This window comes from Gracilibacillus sp. YIM 98692 (genome assembly GCF_010993965.1).
In the GTDB taxonomy this organism is placed as follows: domain Bacteria; phylum Bacillota; class Bacilli; order Bacillales; family Amphibacillaceae; genus Gracilibacillus.
On the sequence record NZ_WIXM01000031.1, the window covers coordinates 1 to 18,931 of the forward strand.

The 18,931-nt window shown below is 37.6% G+C and carries 19 protein-coding genes and 1 riboswitch; of the genes, 8 read left to right on the forward strand and 11 right to left on the reverse strand.

What is annotated here, in order from left to right; all coding sequences use genetic code 11:
* Positions 1 to 197 precede the first annotated feature (197 nt).
* The 3 genes from GHD00_RS17545 to GHD00_RS17555 are packed head-to-tail and all read right to left on the reverse strand — an operon-like array spanning position 198 to position 2,822.
* On the reverse strand, positions 198 to 1,103 hold the full coding sequence (locus GHD00_RS17545; protein ID WP_163539511.1) for a MetQ/NlpA family ABC transporter substrate-binding protein: 906 nt from the start codon (positions 1,101 to 1,103) through the stop codon (positions 198 to 200).
* Between the two features lie 32 nt (positions 1,104 to 1,135).
* Positions 1,136 to 1,804, reverse strand: coding sequence for a methionine ABC transporter permease (locus GHD00_RS17550; RefSeq protein ID WP_163539512.1), 669 nt, complete (start codon positions 1,802 to 1,804; stop codon positions 1,136 to 1,138).
* On the reverse strand, positions 1,797 to 2,822 hold the full coding sequence (locus GHD00_RS17555; protein WP_163539513.1) for a methionine ABC transporter ATP-binding protein: 1,026 nt from the start codon (positions 2,820 to 2,822) through the stop codon (positions 1,797 to 1,799). The genes GHD00_RS17550 and GHD00_RS17555 overlap by 8 nt, the downstream gene beginning before the upstream one ends.
* A gap of 93 nt (positions 2,823 to 2,915) precedes the next feature.
* Positions 2,916 to 3,022: riboswitch (SAM riboswitch) on the reverse strand.
* A gap of 311 nt (positions 3,023 to 3,333) precedes the next feature.
* On the opposite strand from GHD00_RS17555, the gene GHD00_RS17560 reads away from it, so the two are divergent.
* Together GHD00_RS17560 and gndA are read left to right on the forward strand one after the other, a co-directional pair.
* Positions 3,334 to 4,065, forward strand: a complete 732-nt coding sequence (locus GHD00_RS17560) for a Cof-type HAD-IIB family hydrolase (RefSeq protein WP_163539514.1) — start codon at positions 3,334 to 3,336, stop codon at positions 4,063 to 4,065.
* A 194-nt stretch (positions 4,066 to 4,259) separates the two neighbouring features.
* Positions 4,260 to 5,678: an NADP-dependent phosphogluconate dehydrogenase gene (gndA, locus tag GHD00_RS17565; protein WP_163539515.1), complete on the forward strand. Its 1,419-nt coding sequence runs from the start codon at positions 4,260 to 4,262 to the stop codon at positions 5,676 to 5,678.
* Positions 5,679 to 6,407: 729 nt separating this feature from the next.
* Here gndA and GHD00_RS17570 read toward each other — a convergent pair.
* Both GHD00_RS17570 and zwf read right to left on the reverse strand, forming a co-directional pair.
* Positions 6,408 to 7,034 carry a cyclase family protein gene (locus GHD00_RS17570; RefSeq protein ID WP_163539516.1) on the reverse strand — a complete coding sequence of 209 codons (627 nt, stop codon included), beginning with the start codon at positions 7,032 to 7,034 and terminating at the stop codon, positions 6,408 to 6,410.
* Between the two features lie 68 nt (positions 7,035 to 7,102).
* Positions 7,103 to 8,575, reverse strand: coding sequence for a glucose-6-phosphate dehydrogenase (zwf, locus tag GHD00_RS17575; RefSeq protein ID WP_163539517.1), 1,473 nt, complete (start codon positions 8,573 to 8,575; stop codon positions 7,103 to 7,105).
* A 261-nt stretch (positions 8,576 to 8,836) separates the two neighbouring features.
* On the opposite strand from zwf, the gene GHD00_RS17580 reads away from it, so the two are divergent.
* Positions 8,837 to 9,610: a TIGR01457 family HAD-type hydrolase gene (locus GHD00_RS17580; RefSeq protein ID WP_163539518.1), complete on the forward strand. Its 774-nt coding sequence runs from the start codon at positions 8,837 to 8,839 to the stop codon at positions 9,608 to 9,610.
* A 98-nt stretch (positions 9,611 to 9,708) separates the two neighbouring features.
* On the opposite strand, the gene GHD00_RS17585 is transcribed toward GHD00_RS17580, so the two are convergent.
* The 4 genes from GHD00_RS17585 to GHD00_RS17600 form a co-directional block, all read right to left on the reverse strand.
* Positions 9,709 to 10,593, reverse strand: a complete 885-nt coding sequence (locus GHD00_RS17585) for a DMT family transporter (RefSeq protein ID WP_163539519.1) — start codon at positions 10,591 to 10,593, stop codon at positions 9,709 to 9,711.
* A 141-nt stretch (positions 10,594 to 10,734) separates the two neighbouring features.
* Entirely contained in the window at positions 10,735 to 11,775 is a 1,041-nt protein-coding gene (locus tag GHD00_RS17590) for an ABC transporter permease (RefSeq protein ID WP_205600785.1), read from the reverse strand.
* Positions 11,759 to 12,715 (reverse strand): ABC transporter ATP-binding protein, encoded by a 957-nt coding sequence (locus GHD00_RS17595; protein ID WP_163539520.1) that lies wholly within the window; start codon positions 12,713 to 12,715, stop codon positions 11,759 to 11,761. The genes GHD00_RS17590 and GHD00_RS17595 overlap by 17 nt, the downstream gene beginning before the upstream one ends.
* A gap of 2 nt (positions 12,716 to 12,717) precedes the next feature.
* On the reverse strand, positions 12,718 to 13,878 hold the full coding sequence (locus tag GHD00_RS17600; protein ID WP_163539521.1) for a COG1470 family protein: 1,161 nt from the start codon (positions 13,876 to 13,878) through the stop codon (positions 12,718 to 12,720).
* Positions 13,879 to 13,996: 118 nt separating this feature from the next.
* On the opposite strand from GHD00_RS17600, the gene GHD00_RS17605 reads away from it, so the two are divergent.
* Positions 13,997 to 14,560 carry an RNA polymerase sigma factor gene (locus tag GHD00_RS17605; RefSeq protein WP_163539522.1) on the forward strand — a complete coding sequence of 188 codons (564 nt, stop codon included), beginning with the start codon at positions 13,997 to 13,999 and terminating at the stop codon, positions 14,558 to 14,560.
* Positions 14,561 to 15,283, forward strand: a complete 723-nt coding sequence (locus tag GHD00_RS17610) for an anti-sigma factor (RefSeq protein WP_163539523.1) — start codon at positions 14,561 to 14,563, stop codon at positions 15,281 to 15,283. It begins immediately after the preceding gene.
* A gap of 327 nt (positions 15,284 to 15,610) precedes the next feature.
* Here the strand turns inward: GHD00_RS17610 and mreBH are convergent, their stop codons facing one another.
* Complete coding sequence (mreBH, locus tag GHD00_RS17615; RefSeq protein ID WP_163539524.1) at positions 15,611 to 16,618, reverse strand: rod-share determining protein MreBH; 1,008 nt, start codon at positions 16,616 to 16,618, stop codon at positions 15,611 to 15,613.
* A gap of 154 nt (positions 16,619 to 16,772) precedes the next feature.
* Positions 16,773 to 16,901, reverse strand: a complete 129-nt coding sequence (locus tag GHD00_RS17620; protein ID WP_163539525.1) for a YflJ family protein — start codon at positions 16,899 to 16,901, stop codon at positions 16,773 to 16,775.
* A gap of 149 nt (positions 16,902 to 17,050) precedes the next feature.
* Here GHD00_RS17620 and GHD00_RS17625 point away from each other — a divergent pair, with 149 nt between their 5' ends.
* The 3 genes from GHD00_RS17625 to GHD00_RS17635 all read left to right on the forward strand — a co-directional run bounded on the left by GHD00_RS17625 (position 17,051) and on the right by GHD00_RS17635 (position 18,914).
* Positions 17,051 to 17,698, forward strand: coding sequence for an MOSC domain-containing protein (locus tag GHD00_RS17625; RefSeq protein ID WP_163539526.1), 648 nt, complete (start codon positions 17,051 to 17,053; stop codon positions 17,696 to 17,698).
* A complete protein-coding gene (locus tag GHD00_RS17630; RefSeq protein ID WP_240468741.1) occupies positions 17,695 to 18,072 on the forward strand; it encodes a DnaJ family domain-containing protein in 378 nt (125 codons plus the stop codon). The genes GHD00_RS17625 and GHD00_RS17630 overlap by 4 nt, the downstream gene beginning before the upstream one ends.
* Before the next feature lie 362 nt (positions 18,073 to 18,434).
* Positions 18,435 to 18,914, forward strand: a complete 480-nt coding sequence (locus GHD00_RS17635) for a low molecular weight protein-tyrosine-phosphatase (RefSeq protein ID WP_163539528.1) — start codon at positions 18,435 to 18,437, stop codon at positions 18,912 to 18,914.
* Positions 18,915 to 18,931: the final 17 nt, after the last annotated feature.

Genomic DNA, 18,931 nt, shown 5'->3' on the forward strand with positions numbered 1-18,931 from the left:
GACAAGAAGGCACTATTTAATTCCTGTTTTCTACTCTACCCCGGAAAGGGAGCGTTTTTCCGCAGCGTTGGACTAGCACCCATCTTTGAAAGAATGGGAGGAAGTCTTGCTGTTCACTATGTCGCAGTTTGCTTCAACTATGTAATAAAAAAAGGGTTTAGGATAAAGAAAACCACCCATAAAGGGTGGTTTTTGTGTTACTCGGATACAGGTACTACTGCTCCTTCGTATTCTTCTTCAATAAATGTTTGGATTTTCTCTGAGCGTAGGACGTTTACTAATGCTAATAAGTCTTTGTTGTCTTCGTCTTCGCTGCGTGCCGCAATCACGTTTACGTATGGTGATTCAGAACCTTCTAAAATTAAGGCATCGTCAGCTGGTACAAGTCCTGCTTCGATGGCATAGTTAGTGTTGATTGCTACTAATGCATCTCCTTCTCGCTCATAAAACTCAGGTAATAAACCTGCGTCAATGCTTGCATCAAATTCTAAATGTTTTGGGTTTTTAACAATATCTTCAACTGTTGCTTCTACTGGATCTACACTATCATCAAGCGTTACTAATCCTTGGTTTTGTAATAAAGATAGGATACGACCATGGTCTGCAACAGAACGACTCATAATTACTTCTGTACCTTCTTCAATCTCGCTTATAGATGTAATGTTTTGAGAATAAATTCCCATTGGTTCGATATGGATACCGCCTAAGTTGACAAAGTCATAACCAATATCATCCATTTGTGTAGTTAGGTAAGGAATGTGTTGGAAATAGTTCGCATCCAAAGTACCGTTGTCTAGATCTTCATTAGGAAGAACATAATCTTGATATACTTCAATTTGAATCTCAATACCTTTTTCCTCTAGAAGTGGCTTAGCTTCTTCTAATACTTCAGCATGAGGCACACTTGTTGCACCTACGACGATAGTTGATAATTCTTGCTCAGCCTCTGCATCTTCCTCCTTATCCTCAGCATTGTTATCTGCTGCTTCTTCGTCAGCCCCTCCGTTGTCTGCATCTTCTGTTTCTTTATTGTCACCAGTGCCACATGCAACTAATGCGATCGAAACAAACACTGCTAAAAATAAAAACAGTAATTTTTTCATTATAAATCATCCTTTCTTAAATGATTTTTAATTTATCTTTTATCTATCGCTTTAGATAGTAGATCCCCGATTATTTGGAAAATAAACACAATAATAATAATAAGTATGGTACAAGCTAACACTACGTCAAAATCTCTTCGTTGGAATCCTTTCATATAGGCAAGGTCTCCTAATCCGCCTGCGCCAATAATGCCAGCCATAGCGGTATAACTGATTAAAGCAATCGCTGTGACGGTAATACCAGAAATTAAAGCAGGCATGGATTCTGGTAATAACACTTTAAAAATAATCGTATTTGTTTTGGCTCCCATTGCTTTGGCTGCTTCAATAACCCCTTTATCCACTTCTTTTAAACCAATCTCGACTAAACGGGCATAGAAAGGTGCAGCTCCAATAATAAGGGCAGGCAATGCAGCCTTCCAGCCTCTAATTGTCCCAATTAAAAAGTCAGTAAAAGGGAATAATAGCAAAATTAATATAATGAATGGAATGGCACGAAATACATTTACAACTGTTGCAGTAATAAAATTAAGAATGGTATTCTCCCATAGGTTTCCCCGTTCTGTTAAAAATAATAGCAGTCCAAGAAGAATACCCAATATAAGAGTGCCAATGACAGCAATAACTGTCATATATAGTGTTTCTTGTGTTGCTACCCATAAGTCTTCTATATTAACATTTGGAAATAATTCGCTAAGCATGTTTTAACACCTCAACTTCCACACCGGCGTCCTCTATAAAATGAATCGCCTTTGTTAAAACATCTTTCTCTGCATGTATTTCGATGAACAGAGTACCATAAGCACCTTCTTGAGTAGGTGAAATAGATCCTTGCAAAATATTTACTTCTATATCAAAGGACTTTATTACTTCACTAATTAGAGCACGACTCGCATCTTTTCCAATAAAATGGAGCTTCACGACCTCGTTATCCTCGCGGTCATTGATAAAGGAAGTTAAGTTTCCTTCTTCATGTTCCAGCGGATTTAATTGTTGAACAAAACGTTTAGTTGTTGGAGATTGTGGTTTAACAAAGACATCTAACACATCTCCTAATTCAACGACCTTTCCGTTCTCCATTACGGCCACACGATGGCATATTTTCTGTATGACATGCATCTCGTGAGTGATTAAAATAATGGTTAATCCTAACTTTTTATTAATGGAAACAAGCAAGTCTAAGATATCATCTGTTGTTTCTGGGTCTAGTGCAGAAGTAGCTTCATCACAAAGCAATACTTCGGGGTCATTTGCAAGTGCACGTGCAATACCAACACGCTGCTTTTGCCCTCCACTTAATTGGGAAGGATAAGCATCTTCTTTACCTGTTAATCCTACTAACTCCACCAATTCAAGAGCTTTTTCCTTCCTTTCCTTTCTAGAAATACCTGCAATCTCCAATGGAAAACTGATATTTTCTAAAACGGTTCTAGACCATAATAAATTAAAATGTTGAAAAATCATGCCTATTTTTTGACGTTTTGTACGAAGCAAGTGCTGAGGCATATTGGTGATGTCTTGATCGTGTATGGTAATGGATCCTTCGGTTGGTTCTTCTAACCGATTGATTAAACGTACAAATGTACTTTTACCTGCACCGCTATATCCAATGACACCGAAGATTTCGCCTTTATCTATTTGAAGTGAAACATTATCGACTGCTTGCACTTTCTTTTTATTCGATTGATATATTTTCGATAGATTTTTAATATTTAGCAACGAGTCCCACTCCTTTCTTTTTCATAGTAATTCCCAACTAAAAAATCCTTTCTGCACAAGAGGGCAGAAAGGATTGAAATGTAAAGGAATGCCCTCTTATCTTTCAAAACATAATGTTTTGATGGAATTAGCACCTATCAGACTGAACTGACGGTTGCTGGGCTTCATAGGGCCAGTCCCTCCACCTCTCTTAATAAGAGTTTTATATTGATTTGAATGAAAATATCATAGCACTTCCCAAACTTCGAGTCAATGGAATATCAAAAAGTTGCAATCATCCCATTTTTCTGACAAATCCGACAATTTACGACTAGTTTGTTAATGATTGAATTGGAGCTGGGATACGTCCACATCTACACCTTGGTCTTTTCCAACTATGGTAACAACTGCTCGTTTTTGCATCTGATCATAGGCTGTCCATTATATCCACGGGAAATCCAATGGGGCGCTTTTGCGAAATATGGTAACTTCGAATAAAATATAAGAAGATAAGCGTAGAGAGGAGCTTTATATGGATAAAGATATTCGATTAATTGCGTTAGATATGGATGGTACTTTGCTAAATGAACAGGATGAGGTAACGCAAGCATGTAAAGATGCGATTAAAAAAGCTCGTGATAAAGGGGTAGAGGTTATAATTTCAACAGGACGTCATTATCGTACAAGTGCTCCTGTAGCGAAAGAGTTAGATATTCATTATTTAGTCACGGTAAATGGCAGTGAAGTTTGGACACTTTCAGGTGAACTTATCTCAAGACAGCATCTCGATGCAGCGATTGTCTCCAAATTAGTAGAATTAAAAGAGAAGCATCAAACATGGGCATGGCTTGCTTCGGTTGATCAAGTATGGAGAGGAGAAGTACCCACAGATATTGATGCACATCAATGGTTAAAATTTGGCTTTGATACAGATAATCATGAAGTAAAAGAAGAGATTATTCGAACCATTGAGGAATGGGGAGAGGTGGAATGGAGTAATTCCAGTCTTACTAATATCGAAGTCAATGCACTAGGAGTGAATAAAGCAGCAGCCATTGAAATAGTGGCAGACCGATTAGGATTAAAAATGGATCAAGTCATGGCTGTAGGAGATAGTTTAAATGACATAAAAATGATAAAGAAAGCTGGTTTAGGTATTGCTATGGGCAATGCACAGGATGAAGTGAAAAAGGCATCAAACTGGGTTACTGCATCCAATCGTGAAGATGGAGTAGCTAAAGCAATAGAAAAATGGGTACTGTGAGAAATTTCTGAAAAAAAAAGAGCTATTACTTGAAGATGTTTATAGGATGTAATAAATTATAAGGTGGAGTAATTATTTAAATGTTATCTACATCTTCCTCCAATTTCATGGTAAAATAGACAAGTGGGGGATACATATTTATTTTAGCGACTAGCTTAACACTAGTTAATATGAAAAAGGAGCGAAATATTAGCATGGCAAAACAACAATTTGGAGTTATCGGACTTGCTGTAATGGGAAAAAACCTCGCTTTAAACGTTGAAAGCAGAGGTTACTCTGTATCTGTATTTAATAGAACGTTTGAGAAAACAGAAGATTTCTTAAACAACGAAGCAAATGGAAAAAATTTCGTTGGAGCGAAAACAATAGAGGAATTTGTGGATTCTCTAGAAAAACCACGTAAAATTATGTTAATGGTAAAAGCAGGTCCAGCGACAGATGCAACGATTGCATCTTTAAAACCCCTCCTTGACGAAGGAGATATTGTGATTGATGGTGGTAACACCTTCTTTAAAGATACAATGCGTCGTAATGCAGAGCTGGATGAATCTGGTATCCACTTTATCGGTACTGGTGTATCTGGTGGAGAAGAAGGTGCACTTAACGGTCCTTCCATCATGCCTGGAGGTCAAAAAGAAGCATACGATAAAGTAGCGCCTATTTTTGAAGCAATCTCTGCAAAAGTCGAAGGTGACCCTTGTGTGACGTATATTGGACCAAATGGTGCCGGTCACTATGTGAAAATGGTGCACAATGGTATTGAATATGGTGACATGCAGTTAATTTGTGAAGCATACTTCATTATGAAGCATGTTCTAGGATTAAGTGCAGAAGAGCTTCATGAAGTATTTGCAGACTGGAATCAAGGAGAGCTAGACAGCTACCTTATCGAAATTACAGCAGATATCTTCAAGAAGAAAGATGATGAAACAGGTAAGCCAATGGTAGATGTGATTCTTGATACAGCTGGTCAAAAAGGTACAGGTAAATGGACAAGCCAAAGTTCTCTTGATTTAGGTGTACCATTACCGGTAATTACAGAATCTGTTTTTGCACGTTTCATCTCTGCGATGAAGGAAGAGCGTGTCCACGCAAGCAAAGTATTACAAGGTCCATCTGCACAAGAAACACCGTATGAAGGCGACAAAGATGAGCTTATCGAAGCTATCCGTAAAGCTCTTTATATGAGTAAAATCGTTTCTTATGCACAAGGTTTCGCACAAATGCGTGCAGCTTCTGAAGAGAATGATTGGAACCTTCGCTATGGTGATATTTCCATGATCTTCCGTGGCGGTTGTATCATCCGTGCGCAATTCTTGCAAAAAATTAAAGAAGCTTATGACCGTGATCCTGCGCTTGCTAACTTATTGTTGGATCCTTACTTTAAAGAAATTGTAGAAAGCTATCAGACTTCATTGCGTAAGGTATTATCTCTTGCAATGGAACGTGGTATCCCAGTACCTGGTTTTGCAAGTGCATTAGCTTACTATGATAGCTACCGTACAGAAACATTACCAGCAAACTTACTTCAAGCACAGCGTGACTACTTTGGAGCACACACGTATCAACGTAATGACAAAGAAGGCGTGTTCCACACAGAATGGTTAGACTAATATAAGGAACAAAAACCTCCTGCATTCAAGCAGGAGGTTTTTTATATCATCACCATTTATAAATAAACAGCTTATAGGATAGGAAAACCAATATCTTATGAGAGAAGAAAGAATCCAAAGCTTTCGTAATATTCATAAACTGTGACATAACTCTTTTATGGATTTGCTTTCTTCCGTTCTGGATAAAGGTGGGGGCTAGGCAACGCTGTGGCAAGATACTTCGCTTTCCACGGACGGGCATGGCCTTAGCCAGGGGACTACTCGAAATAACTTCTTTGCCCCCTGCTGCACCGAGGAAACCTACTTCGAAGCGATACTAGAAGACGCAGGTACATCACGGGGTCTGCGGCTTAGAAGTTTACGTATCTTGCCTCCGCTTTGTGTGGTTCTGATTGAAGAAAGAAAAAGCACTAAGAAATGAATTTCGATGGATCTATTCTTCCAAAAGGTAGAACACCTTTATTAGCGTAGGCAGAATACGGAGACTCCTGTGGGACAGCGAGACCTGAAGATCCACTTGGTAAAGAGGTTTTCTTTACCAAGTTAGCTGAGGCCGAGCCCACGGAAAGCGAAGTATTCTGCCGAAGCGAATGATAGCACACATCTCAAATTAGAATAGAAGGGAGCTACACCAAGACAAATTTTCACTATGTCGCAGTTTTGTTCTATTATGACACTATGAATAGGGAAACATTGGTTTAAGCTGGACAGGTTTTGCTCGGTTTCCCCCTAAAACGGTTTTTCTTCAAACAACAGTACACGAGCTGGTGCAGCTTCTGTACCGACCATATGTAAAGGCGCAGCAACCATGAAATATTCTCCTGCTTCGACTTCTGCTAACCTTAATCCTTCCATGATAATGATCTGTTGCCGGAAGATTTTACGATGAGTCGGATTTCCCTCTTGACTGCGTTCGATACCTAACGTATCAATCCCAACTCCAGCAATTTCTCTTTCAATCAAATAATCAGCACCATCTTCCGTTAAATAGATGAAATCAAAATCAAATGATTCACTTGAATGATAAGAGTTTTTCGTTTTCAATAAGAGAAAGTCATTTTCATTTATAGAATACGCTTCCAAATCCTTGCTAGTAATACCATCTTGCACCTCTGTTACATCCACTACTTTCACCTGTCTTACAAGTTTTTCTATTGAAATAGTTTCGAAAGTATCCGCATCATTAATCATATGAAGTGGTGCATCGATATGTGTCCCAGTATGCAGATTCAACGTCATAGTTGTACTGGTAACATGTGCATTAGTATCTGTATCAAAAATCGGTTTATTGGCTTGAATATCTTCCCATGATTGCATATTTGGGTGAATCGGCATCGATATATCATACAGTTTCATAAAAATCCTCCTTAGACATTAGTAAAAAAGCAACCAACCAGGGGCCCCTGATTGATTGCTTTATTGTATTAAACTTCCCACCAAGAAAATCCGTCTTGTTCAAGTAAATCATCTGCCTCTTTCGGGCCATTCGAGCCTGACTCATAATTTGGAAAGTCTGCCTTTTTCTTAGACCATGCATTAGCAATAACATCGATGAACTTCCAAGATAAAGCCACTTCATCCCAGTGTGTAAAGTTTGTGGAATCTCCACGCATACAATCATGAAGTAAAATCTCATATGCTTCTGGTGTATTCATCTTATCTTGAGAATTATTGTCATAACTTAAAGTGATTGGTGTAGATGATGCACTGTAATCACCTTTTTTCGCATTGACATGTAAAGTAATACCTTCATCTGGTTGAACATGAATAACAAGTAAATTAGATTGTGTATCATGCTCTTTACCATAATATAAGTTCATCGGTAAATCTTTAAATTCTACCACGATTTCTGTGGATTTTTTCTTCATACGTTTCCCTGTACGAAGATAGAATGGAACACCGGCCCATCGGAAATTATCAATCAAGAGCTTCGCTGCGACAAATGTATCGGTATTAGATTCAGGATCTACTCCATTTCCTTCTCGATACGATGGAAGTTCTTCCCCGTCAACAATACCTCTATCGTATTGTCCGCGTACAAGATAATCTTCCACCTCATCCTCATTAAAGAAACGTAATGCTCGAAGTACTTTTACTTTTTCACTGCGTATTTCTTCAGGTGTTAACTTGATTGGCGGATCCATTGCTATTAGTGCAAGCATTTGCAGCATATGATTTTGCATCATATCTTTTAAAGCACCAGCACCGTCATAATAACGGCCACGTTCTTCAACACCAAGTACCTCACTGGATGTAATTTGAATATTTGAAATGTATTGGTTGCTCCACAAAGGTTCAAATAATGCATTAGCAAAGCGAATTACTTCAATGTTTTGAACCATTTCCTTACCAAGGTAGTGATCAATACGGTAAATTTGGTCCTCGGTAAAGGCTTCACGAATTTGATCATTTAATTCTTTGGCTGACTCATAATCATGGCCAAACGGCTTCTCTATTACTAGTCGAGTCCAACCTTTTGCAGTGGTTAACCCTTCAGATTTCAAGTTGGCAGCTAATGTTCCGAAGAAATTAGGCGCCATAGAGAAGTAGAATAAACGATTTCCTTCTGTTTGATGTTTCTCATCTAACTCGTTCATTAGATTCTCCAGCTTTTGATAATGCTCCAAGTCCTGGATATCAAAAGGATTATAATGGAAGTGACTAGCAAATTTATCTGGATCAATATTTTCGTCATCAAATCCACTAATTGATTTTTTAACATTATTACGGAAATCTTCATTAGTAAGTGGACGTCTTGCCACACCAATTACTGCGAAGTTATCAGATAACTTTCCATTTCGATACAATCGATAAATGGAAGGGTATAGTTTTCTGTTTGCAAGATCACCTGTTGCCCCAAAAATCACAATTACTGCTTTTGGATTATTCGTTGTCATTGACTTTAACTACCTTTCTACTTTTTGTTATTGACTGAATGATACGCATATGTTCGATGTCATATGCTATAATCATGTAACGACGTGTGTCTAATATAGGGTACTATGTTATACTAACATGTGTGAACATTCATGTAACATTATATTACATGATAACATAATTTAAGTGTCGTGACGTTACTTCATATATTATATACTATCATTTATTGAAAAAATGACAAATAAAATACATGGAATTTTCTAAAAATTTAGGAGGAAATTATGGGAAATTATAAAGGTTTTTTAATTGATTTAGATGGAACGATGTATAGAGGAACAGAAAAAATTGATGAAGCTATTCAATTTGTTAAAGAGTTAGAACGCCGTCAATTGCCATATCTATTTTTAACAAACAACTCAACCAAGCATCCAAAAGATGTTTCAGAAAAGTTATCCAACATGGGGGTTCCCAGTACACCAGAACATGTATTTACAACTAGCATGGCGACAGCAAGATACATAAAAGAACAAAAAGAAGATGCCAAAGTTTACCCGATAGGGGAAGAAGGGCTATATATGGCATTAGAAGAATGTGGTTTGAATATTGTAGAAGACAATGCCGACTTTGTAGTGATGGGTTTAGATAAAACGATTAATTATGAAAAATTAGCAGTAGGGGCTTTAAATATTCGTGCGGGTGCAAAATTTGTCGCAACCAATAGTGATGTAGCCTTGCCGACTGAGAGGGGGTTTTTACCTGGTGCAGGATCCTTAATTTCAGTTTTATCTGTCTCAACTGGTGTAGAGCCGAAGTTTATCGGTAAACCTGAATCTATCATTGTAGAACAAGCTTTAGAAGTGTTAGGTACGAGTAAGCAAGATACATTGATGGTAGGAGACAATTATGCAACAGATATTTTAGCAGGTATAAATGCTGGTCTGGATTCATTGCTTGTTCACACAGGAGTTACAACAAAAGGAGACTTAAAAGATATTGAAACCCAACCCACTTATGCCATAGATACTTTAGCCGAATGGACATTTGATGAGTCTTGAACAAACCCACTACCTAACTAAAGGTAGTGGGTTTGTTAATTTGAGGAAGCCCGCAATAACGATTACTTTTTTATAGGGGCGGGTAAGTCTCATTTGGTTTATGCCGTTTTTTTCTTATTGTGGTTTGTAATGAGCACTCCTGAAATAACCAGAATGGCACCGGCTAGTTGAATGAGCTGCAGTTTTTCTCCTAAAAATAAGATGGCTCCAATCATTGTAAATACTGGAATTAAATTGAGAAAAATCGATGCCCTTGATGGCCCGATTTCTTGCACCCCTTTATTAAATGCTATTAAAGCGACTAAAGATGGGAAGATACCTAGGTATAGCAAACCTGCTATCACTTTCCAGGACCACTCTATTTGGGCTATATCCCCAGCTTCTACTCCTAATAATGGGATGAAGATTATAATAGATACAGCTGACATAACTAGCAAAGCTCCATATGCTGGGAACTTCCACATATGTTGTTTAATAAACATGGAATATACAGCCCACGTAATCATAGCTAATAACATAATGAGGTCACCAATGTTAAATTGTAACCCCAATATTATTTCAAGTGAACCTTTCGTGATAACTATACAGACCCCAAATAAGGAAATAAACACACCTAGAAGCTGCTTTTTATTAAATCTTTCCTTAAATAATAGAAAGCTTAGAACTAAAGTGAAAATTGGTGTAGAAGCTTCTACGATACCTGCATTAATGGACGTGGTATATTGCAAGGCTGAATACACACATATGTTAAATAAGACCAAACCCGTAATAGAAAGGGATAGAATAGCTTTCCATTCTCTTTTCCATAGTGACTTATTTCGTTTCCATTCAAAATAACCAACTGGTAAAATAACAAAAAAGGCAATCATATATCGGCAAAAGGATAATGTAATAGGCGGAATCTCCTGTGTAACAGGTTTACCGACAATTAAATTTCCTGCAAAAAACATCGCTGTAAAAATGAGTAGAATATAAGCCTTCACGTGCTCACCTCCAATATGAGGGATGATAACACGTTTTTACATAGGATGGAAGAGGAATGAAAAAGAATAGACCGATAAATAATGAAAAGTTAAACCAGTTAATTAAATGACAAAAAAGTCAGTGAGCTTCTTCTCACTGACTTATTTTGATCTGATTTCTTGGCGCATAAATAATAGATAGGAGATTGCAAAACAAATAAATGTTGAAGCAATCAATCCAGTTAGTTGCGGCCATATTAAAATAAGGCTTTGACTTAACGGAAGTGGCCCTGCGATAGCACCAGCAGATTGTTCGACAGTTAAAGGTCCAAGTGTTCGAACGGTAGGAGATAACAGGGTATTCGTTGATTCCGTAAATAAATAGTTTGGTGATAAACGCATCAAGTTAAGTACTAATCCTTGCTTGCTAACAGCATCTGCTGTACTCGTAATGTTAGCAGGATTTAAGATTGTTTTGGCTAACAGTTGAACAATCATATTGTAAAATAAATTAAAAAACAACCAAATAGCAATTGCAGCTAATGCAGATGTCGCTGGTTGTTTAAATCTAACCGAAAATAGTATACCGAGATTCAGCCAGAAGGCAATATAAGCGATGCATAGTACCAAAAAACAGAAGATACGAAGAAATTCTTCTCCCGTTGGCGGAATTCCTAAGATAAGTATGCCAAGCGACATAACTAGCAGTCCTAATGAAAAGAAAAGAACCGTATTTAATAATAATGCTGCAGTAAATTTAGCATTTAATACATAATCTCTCGGAATTGGTTGTGACATTAATCGGCTTAACGTTCCTTTATTACGTTCAGAATTGATAGCGTCAAAACCTAAAGCAACACCTAAAAGTGGGCCTAAAAAGCTAACAAATGTGATGAAGGATGGTAAAGTGCCATCAGAAATAGTAAAAAGTTTTAAGAAGAGAAACGAATCCTTCGCTATTTGTGAGGCATTCTCGTTTTGGTCTATGGCATCTTGTATCGTGGTGATCGCTGTATAAAGTGATCCGACACATGTTAATAAAATAAGAACAAGCAAGATAATAATTCGCCAGCTTGTAATATAATCCGTAAATTCTTTTCTCACCATTGCTCTGAATGCATACATTTGATCCGTTTTTTCATGTACTGCCTCTCTCCTAAGCAGGCTGATGCTTTTAAATGGATTTTTAATGGCTTGTCGCATGTTCTTCACCACCTTCAAAATAGCGATGATAGATTTCATCTAACCCGTAATCTTTCTTTTGTAAATGTAACAAAGACGCCTGGTTTTCTATCACCGTTTCAGCAATTTGATCTGTGACATCGCGACTTCCGTGAATTTCCATACTATTATTTTGAGCATAAATGTGATGAACACCATTCAATTGCTTTAGCTCCTCTAACAATGAATTTTCAATGGGATCAGCTTTTACATTTATCACATAGTTGTTTTCAGAAAATAGTTGTGTAGCGAGACTTTGTACATCACCTTCAGCTAATAATTTCCCTTTGACAAAAATGCCGACTCGATCACAAATTTGCTGCACTTGATGAAGTTGGTGTGAAGAAAGCAAAACGGTTATGCCATCTTCCTTATTCAGTCTTTTGATCAGTTGTAACAGCTCTCGCACACCTTCTGGATCAATCCCGAGAGTAGGCTCATCCAGGATAATCACTTCAGGATCTTTCATTAATACATCGGCAAGCCCCAAGCGTTGCCGCATACCTCGAGAATACTTACCAGCCTTTTTGTTAGCAGATTCTGTTAACCCTACCTTTGTTAGTAAATCAGCTGCACGCTCTTCTGCAATTCTTCTGGGAATAGAGTTTAGACTTGCTGTGAAAAGTAAATTTTCGTACCCAGTCATCTGCTCATAAAAGCCTAGATCATCTGGCAAATAACCGACTCTCTTTTTTACATCCAGAGGATGAGTCGTGGAATTCATATGACATACTCGAACTAATCCACTTGTTGGCTCACTTAAACCAAGCATCATCAGAATAGTGGTTGATTTCCCTGCCCCGTTTGGTCCTAATAAACCAAATATTTCTCCTTTTTGGATGGTTAAGGAGAGATGATCGACGGCAAATTGATCATCATATTTTTTTGAAATTTGCTCCAGTTCGATGATCGGTGCTGTCATCATTATCTCCTCCCATATGTTCTAAAAATATAGTAGAGTCCGCCTATCACAATTAAAATAATCACAATACCGATGATTCCCCACCATGTGGATGTTTCTACAGATACACGAAAGTTTGCATCAGAGGAAGCTTCTGCTGTTTCCGCTGTAAATGTTGTGACATAATCACCAGCAATGGCATCATCCGGTGCAGTAAGAGTTGCTTTGACCATTTTGGAATCACCTGCTTCTAAAGTTGCTAAAGAATTACTGTCAAATTCAGCATTCCAATTTGGCGGTGTGGAGGCACTAATCGAAATATCATTTAAAGTGGCAGTACCCGTATTCTCTACAACAAGATCTACTGTACGCTCTTTACCTGCTGTAATATCTGTGCTTAGATTGCCTTCAGGTGTAGATATGCTCACACCGTAAGATCCAGTGATCACCGCTTCTAAATTAGCCTCTGCAGAGGTAGAATTGGTGGATGCCTGAATCGGAATAGAATACGTATCTGCCTGAATATTGTTAGGCGGTGTCAGATCAATGGATATATCTTTCGTTGCACCAGGTTCAATCGTGACAGATGTTACATTATTTCCATCTGCTTTAAATTGAACGCCCCACCCTTCTTGTGCTCCAGCACTTAAGGCGTATGTTTGTTGGTCAGCTGTACGGTTTCTTAACGTAGCAGAATAGGAAAAGGTCGCATCAGCATGACCTTCTAAATTGGCCTGCTCTACTGATAACTCAGATTGAAATGTCCCTTCCTCCGATACTGTTGTGAGAAACGGTAACTCAGCATAAGCATTACCAGAGCCATCTGCAATTAATTGGAATGAGTAATCTGCTTTTTCTACCTCCAGAGGTACATTAATTTCAAATCGAATATTTTCTTCACTATTTTCTCTAATCGACAGTTGGCGAATGTCATTGCCGCTTGCAGAGATCGTATAATCCCAGCCTTCAGGAAGTCCTTCTACATCAAATGTGACATTGTTAATGGATGAATTACTGTTTATCACTGTAACGTCATAGGTTAGGGTTTCTCCAGGAGTAACAGAAAGTCCGCTATAAGGTGTGAAAAGCGTTAACCCACCTGCAGCTTTTACCCCATTTCCAGTAAAGAAAAAAGATACTAGTAATAATAATGTGAGTGTAAGAGAAGTGAATTTGCGAAACATTGGATTTTCCCCCTATCTAATTTTTTCATAGAGTGATACGAGGAAGGTTCCATTTTGGATTTGTTTTTTTAAAAAAAATTTATAAAATAGAGTTAAACAGAAGAAAAAAGAGGTGATCATGTTGGATGAGCATTTGTTATTAAAGCAAATGGCAGATGGTCATAAACATGCCTTCGATTTGTTTTATCAAAAATTTCATCGGTATGTTTTCCAAATTGCTTTGAAAATACTATCTAATCGAGAGGAAGCAGAAGATATTTGCCACGATGTTTTTCTTGAAATTTATCAAAAACCACATCAATTTAATGACAAGCGAGGTAGTGTAAAAGCTTGGATTGCTGTAAAGACAAGAAGTCGTGCAATCGATCGACTAAGAAAAAAATCAGATGTATTAGCAAATAAGCTAGAAGATATCTTGACAAATAGCAGTCCTGCAGCTGACGAATTTGTGTTAAAAAGCATGGAGTCAAACGAGTTACGTGCAGCATTAAAGCTATTGCCAGAGGAACAGCAACAAGCGATCTATTATATGTATTTTGAGCACTTCACTCAAAGAGAGATTGCATTAAAAATGGATCGTCCGCTAGGCTCGGTGAAATCATTTGTCCGATATGGATTACAGCATTTACGTAAACAAAAATCGTTATTACGTTGGATCGGATCAAATGGAGGTGACAAGTAGATGGTGCAAAAACATCATTTAACAGAAGAGGCAATCATCGATTATATAGAAGGGAACTCAGGTGAAAGAGCAAACCGCCAAGTCAAACAGCATATGGACCACTGTGAAACTTGTCATGAACTGTATCAATTTTGGAAAGAAACGCTGGAGCACGACGAAGCATTAGCGCCAACACCTGAGTTGAAAAAGAATTTAGATAAAGCTATAAAGCACAAATCACAAAAGAAAAAAAGGTTGTCAATTGTTCCAAAACCTTTGGTTACAATAGGGAGTATCGTGATCGTATTTGTTTTCATAATGGGCTTATATGATATTGTTCAAAATAGAACTTATCAACCTTCGGGGTATGAAATTTTACAAAATGAAGAAATACAATCTGATGATTTGTTCGTAAACAGCTCATATGTGGAAGAGCACGAGCTAAATTCTAACCGAGAATATGATAATGTCGATGGAAAGGTATGGGTGAACAGTCAAACGGATGAAGTTTTATTAGAGGTGGAAGGATTAACCAGTCTAGAGACGAATGATCATCAGTTATGGATTATGGACAAAAATGATCGGATGGAAGGGGAACTGTTAATTGTAGAGGATGGTGTGACAAGAGTGTTATATCGCTTTGATGACTTGTCCCAATATAAATTATTAAAAGGAAGCATTGAACCCCTTGGAGGTAGCCAGCAGCCAACAGGACCCGCCACTTTCTTTGTTCATTTTGAATAATATATGAAAAAACCACGGAGATGAAACTCCGTGGTTTTTTAGAAAAGATTATTGCTTTTTAAAAAATCTCATTGCCAATAGCTATAAATTGCGCAGTTACTTTGGATAGTTTTCCTCCCACTCGTCTTACGATAAGTGCTAAACCACGCTACGGAAAAACACTCGCTTTCCAGGGGCAACACCTCAGCCAGAGGCTACTTGAAATAACATCTTTGCTCCCTTGCACCGAGGAAGCTGAAGCGTTGCCCGCGGAAGCGAAGTATATTTCCGTAACGGTAACACTAATCTTAAAGGAATAGGTGATATTATTACCCTCAATACCCTTTTTTATTTCACCGCTTTTTGTAACTTTTGAATCATCTTTAAAGAACGGCCTGTCCCAATGGCAACAGACTCTAACGGATTTGGAGCTATATGAACCGGTACATTGACTTCAATTGATAGCCATTCATGCATTCCTTTTAATAAGGCGCCGCCTCCAGTTAGCGTGATTCCTTGATCGACTATATCCCCGCTAAGTTCTGGCGGGCATTTTTCTAACGTATTTTTGATAGAATTCATAATGGTTTCCAATACTTCCTTAATGGCGTATTGTACTTCTGTGGAACGAATGGTAATTACTTTTGGTAAGCCTGTAACGAGGTCTCTTCCTCGGATATCCATCTCTTCCTCATCATGATCGATCAGGGCATAACCAATCTCCATTTTTATTTGTTCTGCTGTGCTTTCCCCAATAAGTACATTATAATTTTTCTTGATATAATGAATGATTTCTTCATCAATGTGATCTCCACCCACACGTACGGACTCACTAGCGACTATACCGCCAAAGGAAATGATGCCAACTTCGCTAGTACCACCACCAATATCAACAATCATACTAGCTTGTGGTTCTGAAACAGGCAAATCAGCTCCAATGGCTGCTGCAACAGGTTCCTCAATTAAATGCACTTCTTTCGCACCAAAGCTTTTGACCGCATTGTCAATAGCTCGTCTTTCAACAGAAGTACTGCCTGTTGGTGTACAAACCACCACACTCGGTTTTCTCATGGATACACCTGCGATTTTGCTAACCTTCTTTAAGAAAGCCTTTAACATTTGGCTTGTCGTATCAAAATCTGCAATAACACCATCTTTTAGCGGGCGAATCGGTACAATATTTTTCGGGGTTTTACCGATCATACTTTTCGCTTCATCTCCGACCGCTATTACGTTATTTGTTTTTATGTCAACCGCCACAACAGCAGGTTCGTTTAAAATAATGCCTTTTGTTTTTGTATATATTAAAATGTTAGCTGTCCCTAAATCAATGCCGATCTCTGTATTTTTTAACATGTTGTCCCCTCCAATAGTTGGCATTCTTATAGCTCTACTTTATAATTATTCTATACTTGAACATAATTTATGAGGGTTAAACACAAGGAAAATGTTGTAAAAGGGAGTATGGATACAAAAATAAAAACAGGCCAAAAAGACCTGTTTTAACAATTTATTTATTTTCATCTAATAAATTAGCAAGGACGTGTGCTTTATAGGATTCAATTTTTCTACCTTCAAGACGACGCACGCCTTGTTTTTTTAACTCTTCAACATACCAGCCTTTACTTCCTACGTGCATGTGGACACCCTCCTCGATTCGTATCAAAAATTTTGCAGATGCCATTTTAACATCTATAAAAACATCTGCATAGATGTATTTGATTAAAATTTCTTTTATAATTTTGTATAATTAAAATAATAAGGATTTGGCTAGGGGGATATCATAAAATGTATGAAGAGATAGTTTCCTTAAATGTTGGAAAACCAGATACATATATCTTTGGAGATAGAGAGATTAAAACAGGTTTTGTCAAAAAACCAACTAATGAAGCCTGTTTTCTTACCAAAACAGGCTTTGTAGAAGATGGGCAAGCAGATTTAAAAAATCATGGTGGAGAAGAAAAAGCACTCCTTATGTATCCGTATGGTCATTACCCTTATTGGGAAAAGTTATATAAGCAGACTTTTTCTATCCCGGCTTTTGGAGAGAATATAACCATTAAAGAATTAACAGAGAAAGATATATATATTGGCGATACTTTTCAATTAGGCGAAGCTGTAGTGCAAGTTTCCCAGCCTAGACAGCCATGTTATAAAATTGCGGAGTATCATCAAATAAAAGATATGCCAAGTGTCGTCACTCAAACAGGGTATAGTGGCTTTTATTTTAGGGTATTAGAAGAAGGGAAGGTTAACTCTGAAGACAGTTTGAAAAAACTAACGACAGAGGATCATCAAGTAACGCCTTTTGACGTATTTGATTGTTTATTTCATGATAGGAAAAATAAGGAGCGGATGATGTATTACAAAAGCCTTGCTGGACTTGCATCTAATGTAAAAGCAACATTAAGTAAACGAATAGAAAAATTAGGGTGATTACATTGGATTTATTCACACAGCTCGCTGAGGAAAAAATTAAGAAAGCGATCGAAGATGGAGATTTTGATCATTTAGAAGGTAACGGGAAGCCGCAGAAATTAGAAGATCTCTCACGTGTTCCGGAAGATATGCGTATGAGCTATCATATGATGAAAAACAGTGGCTATTTACCTGAAGAGGTGAAGTTAAATAAGCAAATGATTAATATAAAGGATATGATTCGAGCGTGCGAGTCGGATGAAAAGAAACAATCATTAGAAAAAAGATTAACGGAAAAAGAGTTGGAGCTAAAAATGGTATTAGAAAAACGAAAAATTAAGAACACCAATGCTTACCGTAAATACAGCCACAAAATACACCGTTTGTTTTAACAGGAAAACTTTTCAAATAGGCTTTTTTTCCTGTATACTGGTTACCGTTAGTATCTGTTACAGGCTTCAAAGACTATTTTGCATACTCTGTTGCATCTTCACCGTAGTTAAACAAAAATAAGCACTGTGGAGTGAGCGTTTAGTTACCGCTCCAGAAATACACTTCGCTTTCCGCGGGCGACGGTAGGGTGTATTTTTCCGCTGTGCTGAACTAGCACTTACCCAAGAAAGAATGGTTGAAAGTCATGTTGCCACAGCATATTGTAACTGCTAAACAAATCTTCATTTTATCTTAATAGCTAAACAAGCTTTTAGAAAACAGTTTTTGAAAAGGATTAACTTTTGAATAAAGGTGGTATTATATGATTAATGTATTATTTATTTGTTTAGGGAATATCTGCCGTTCCCCAATGGCGGAAGCTGTTTTTCGTCACATTGTGCAAGAAAAAGGATTGCAGAGACAGTTCCATATCGACTCTGCAGGGATGGGAAGCTGGCACATTGGAAACCCTCCGCATAAGGGGACAAGAAAGAAATTAGAGAGCTTGAATATTTCTTATGAAGGGCAAAAAGCGAGGCGGATAGACCCTAAGGATTTAGACAAGTTTGATTATATTATAGCAATGGATCAACAAAACATGGATGATTTATATGCATTATCAACCGTTACCCATGGAGCAGAAATAAGAAAGCTTATGGATTTTGTAGAGGATGCGAAGGAAAAAAATGTACCGGACCCATATTTCACTAAAAATTTTGATTACACATATGAACTTGTACAAAAAGGATGCGAAAAACTGTACGATTATTTGGTAAGTAAACATTTTAAGGAAAAAAAATGATAAAGAAGGGCTGGTAA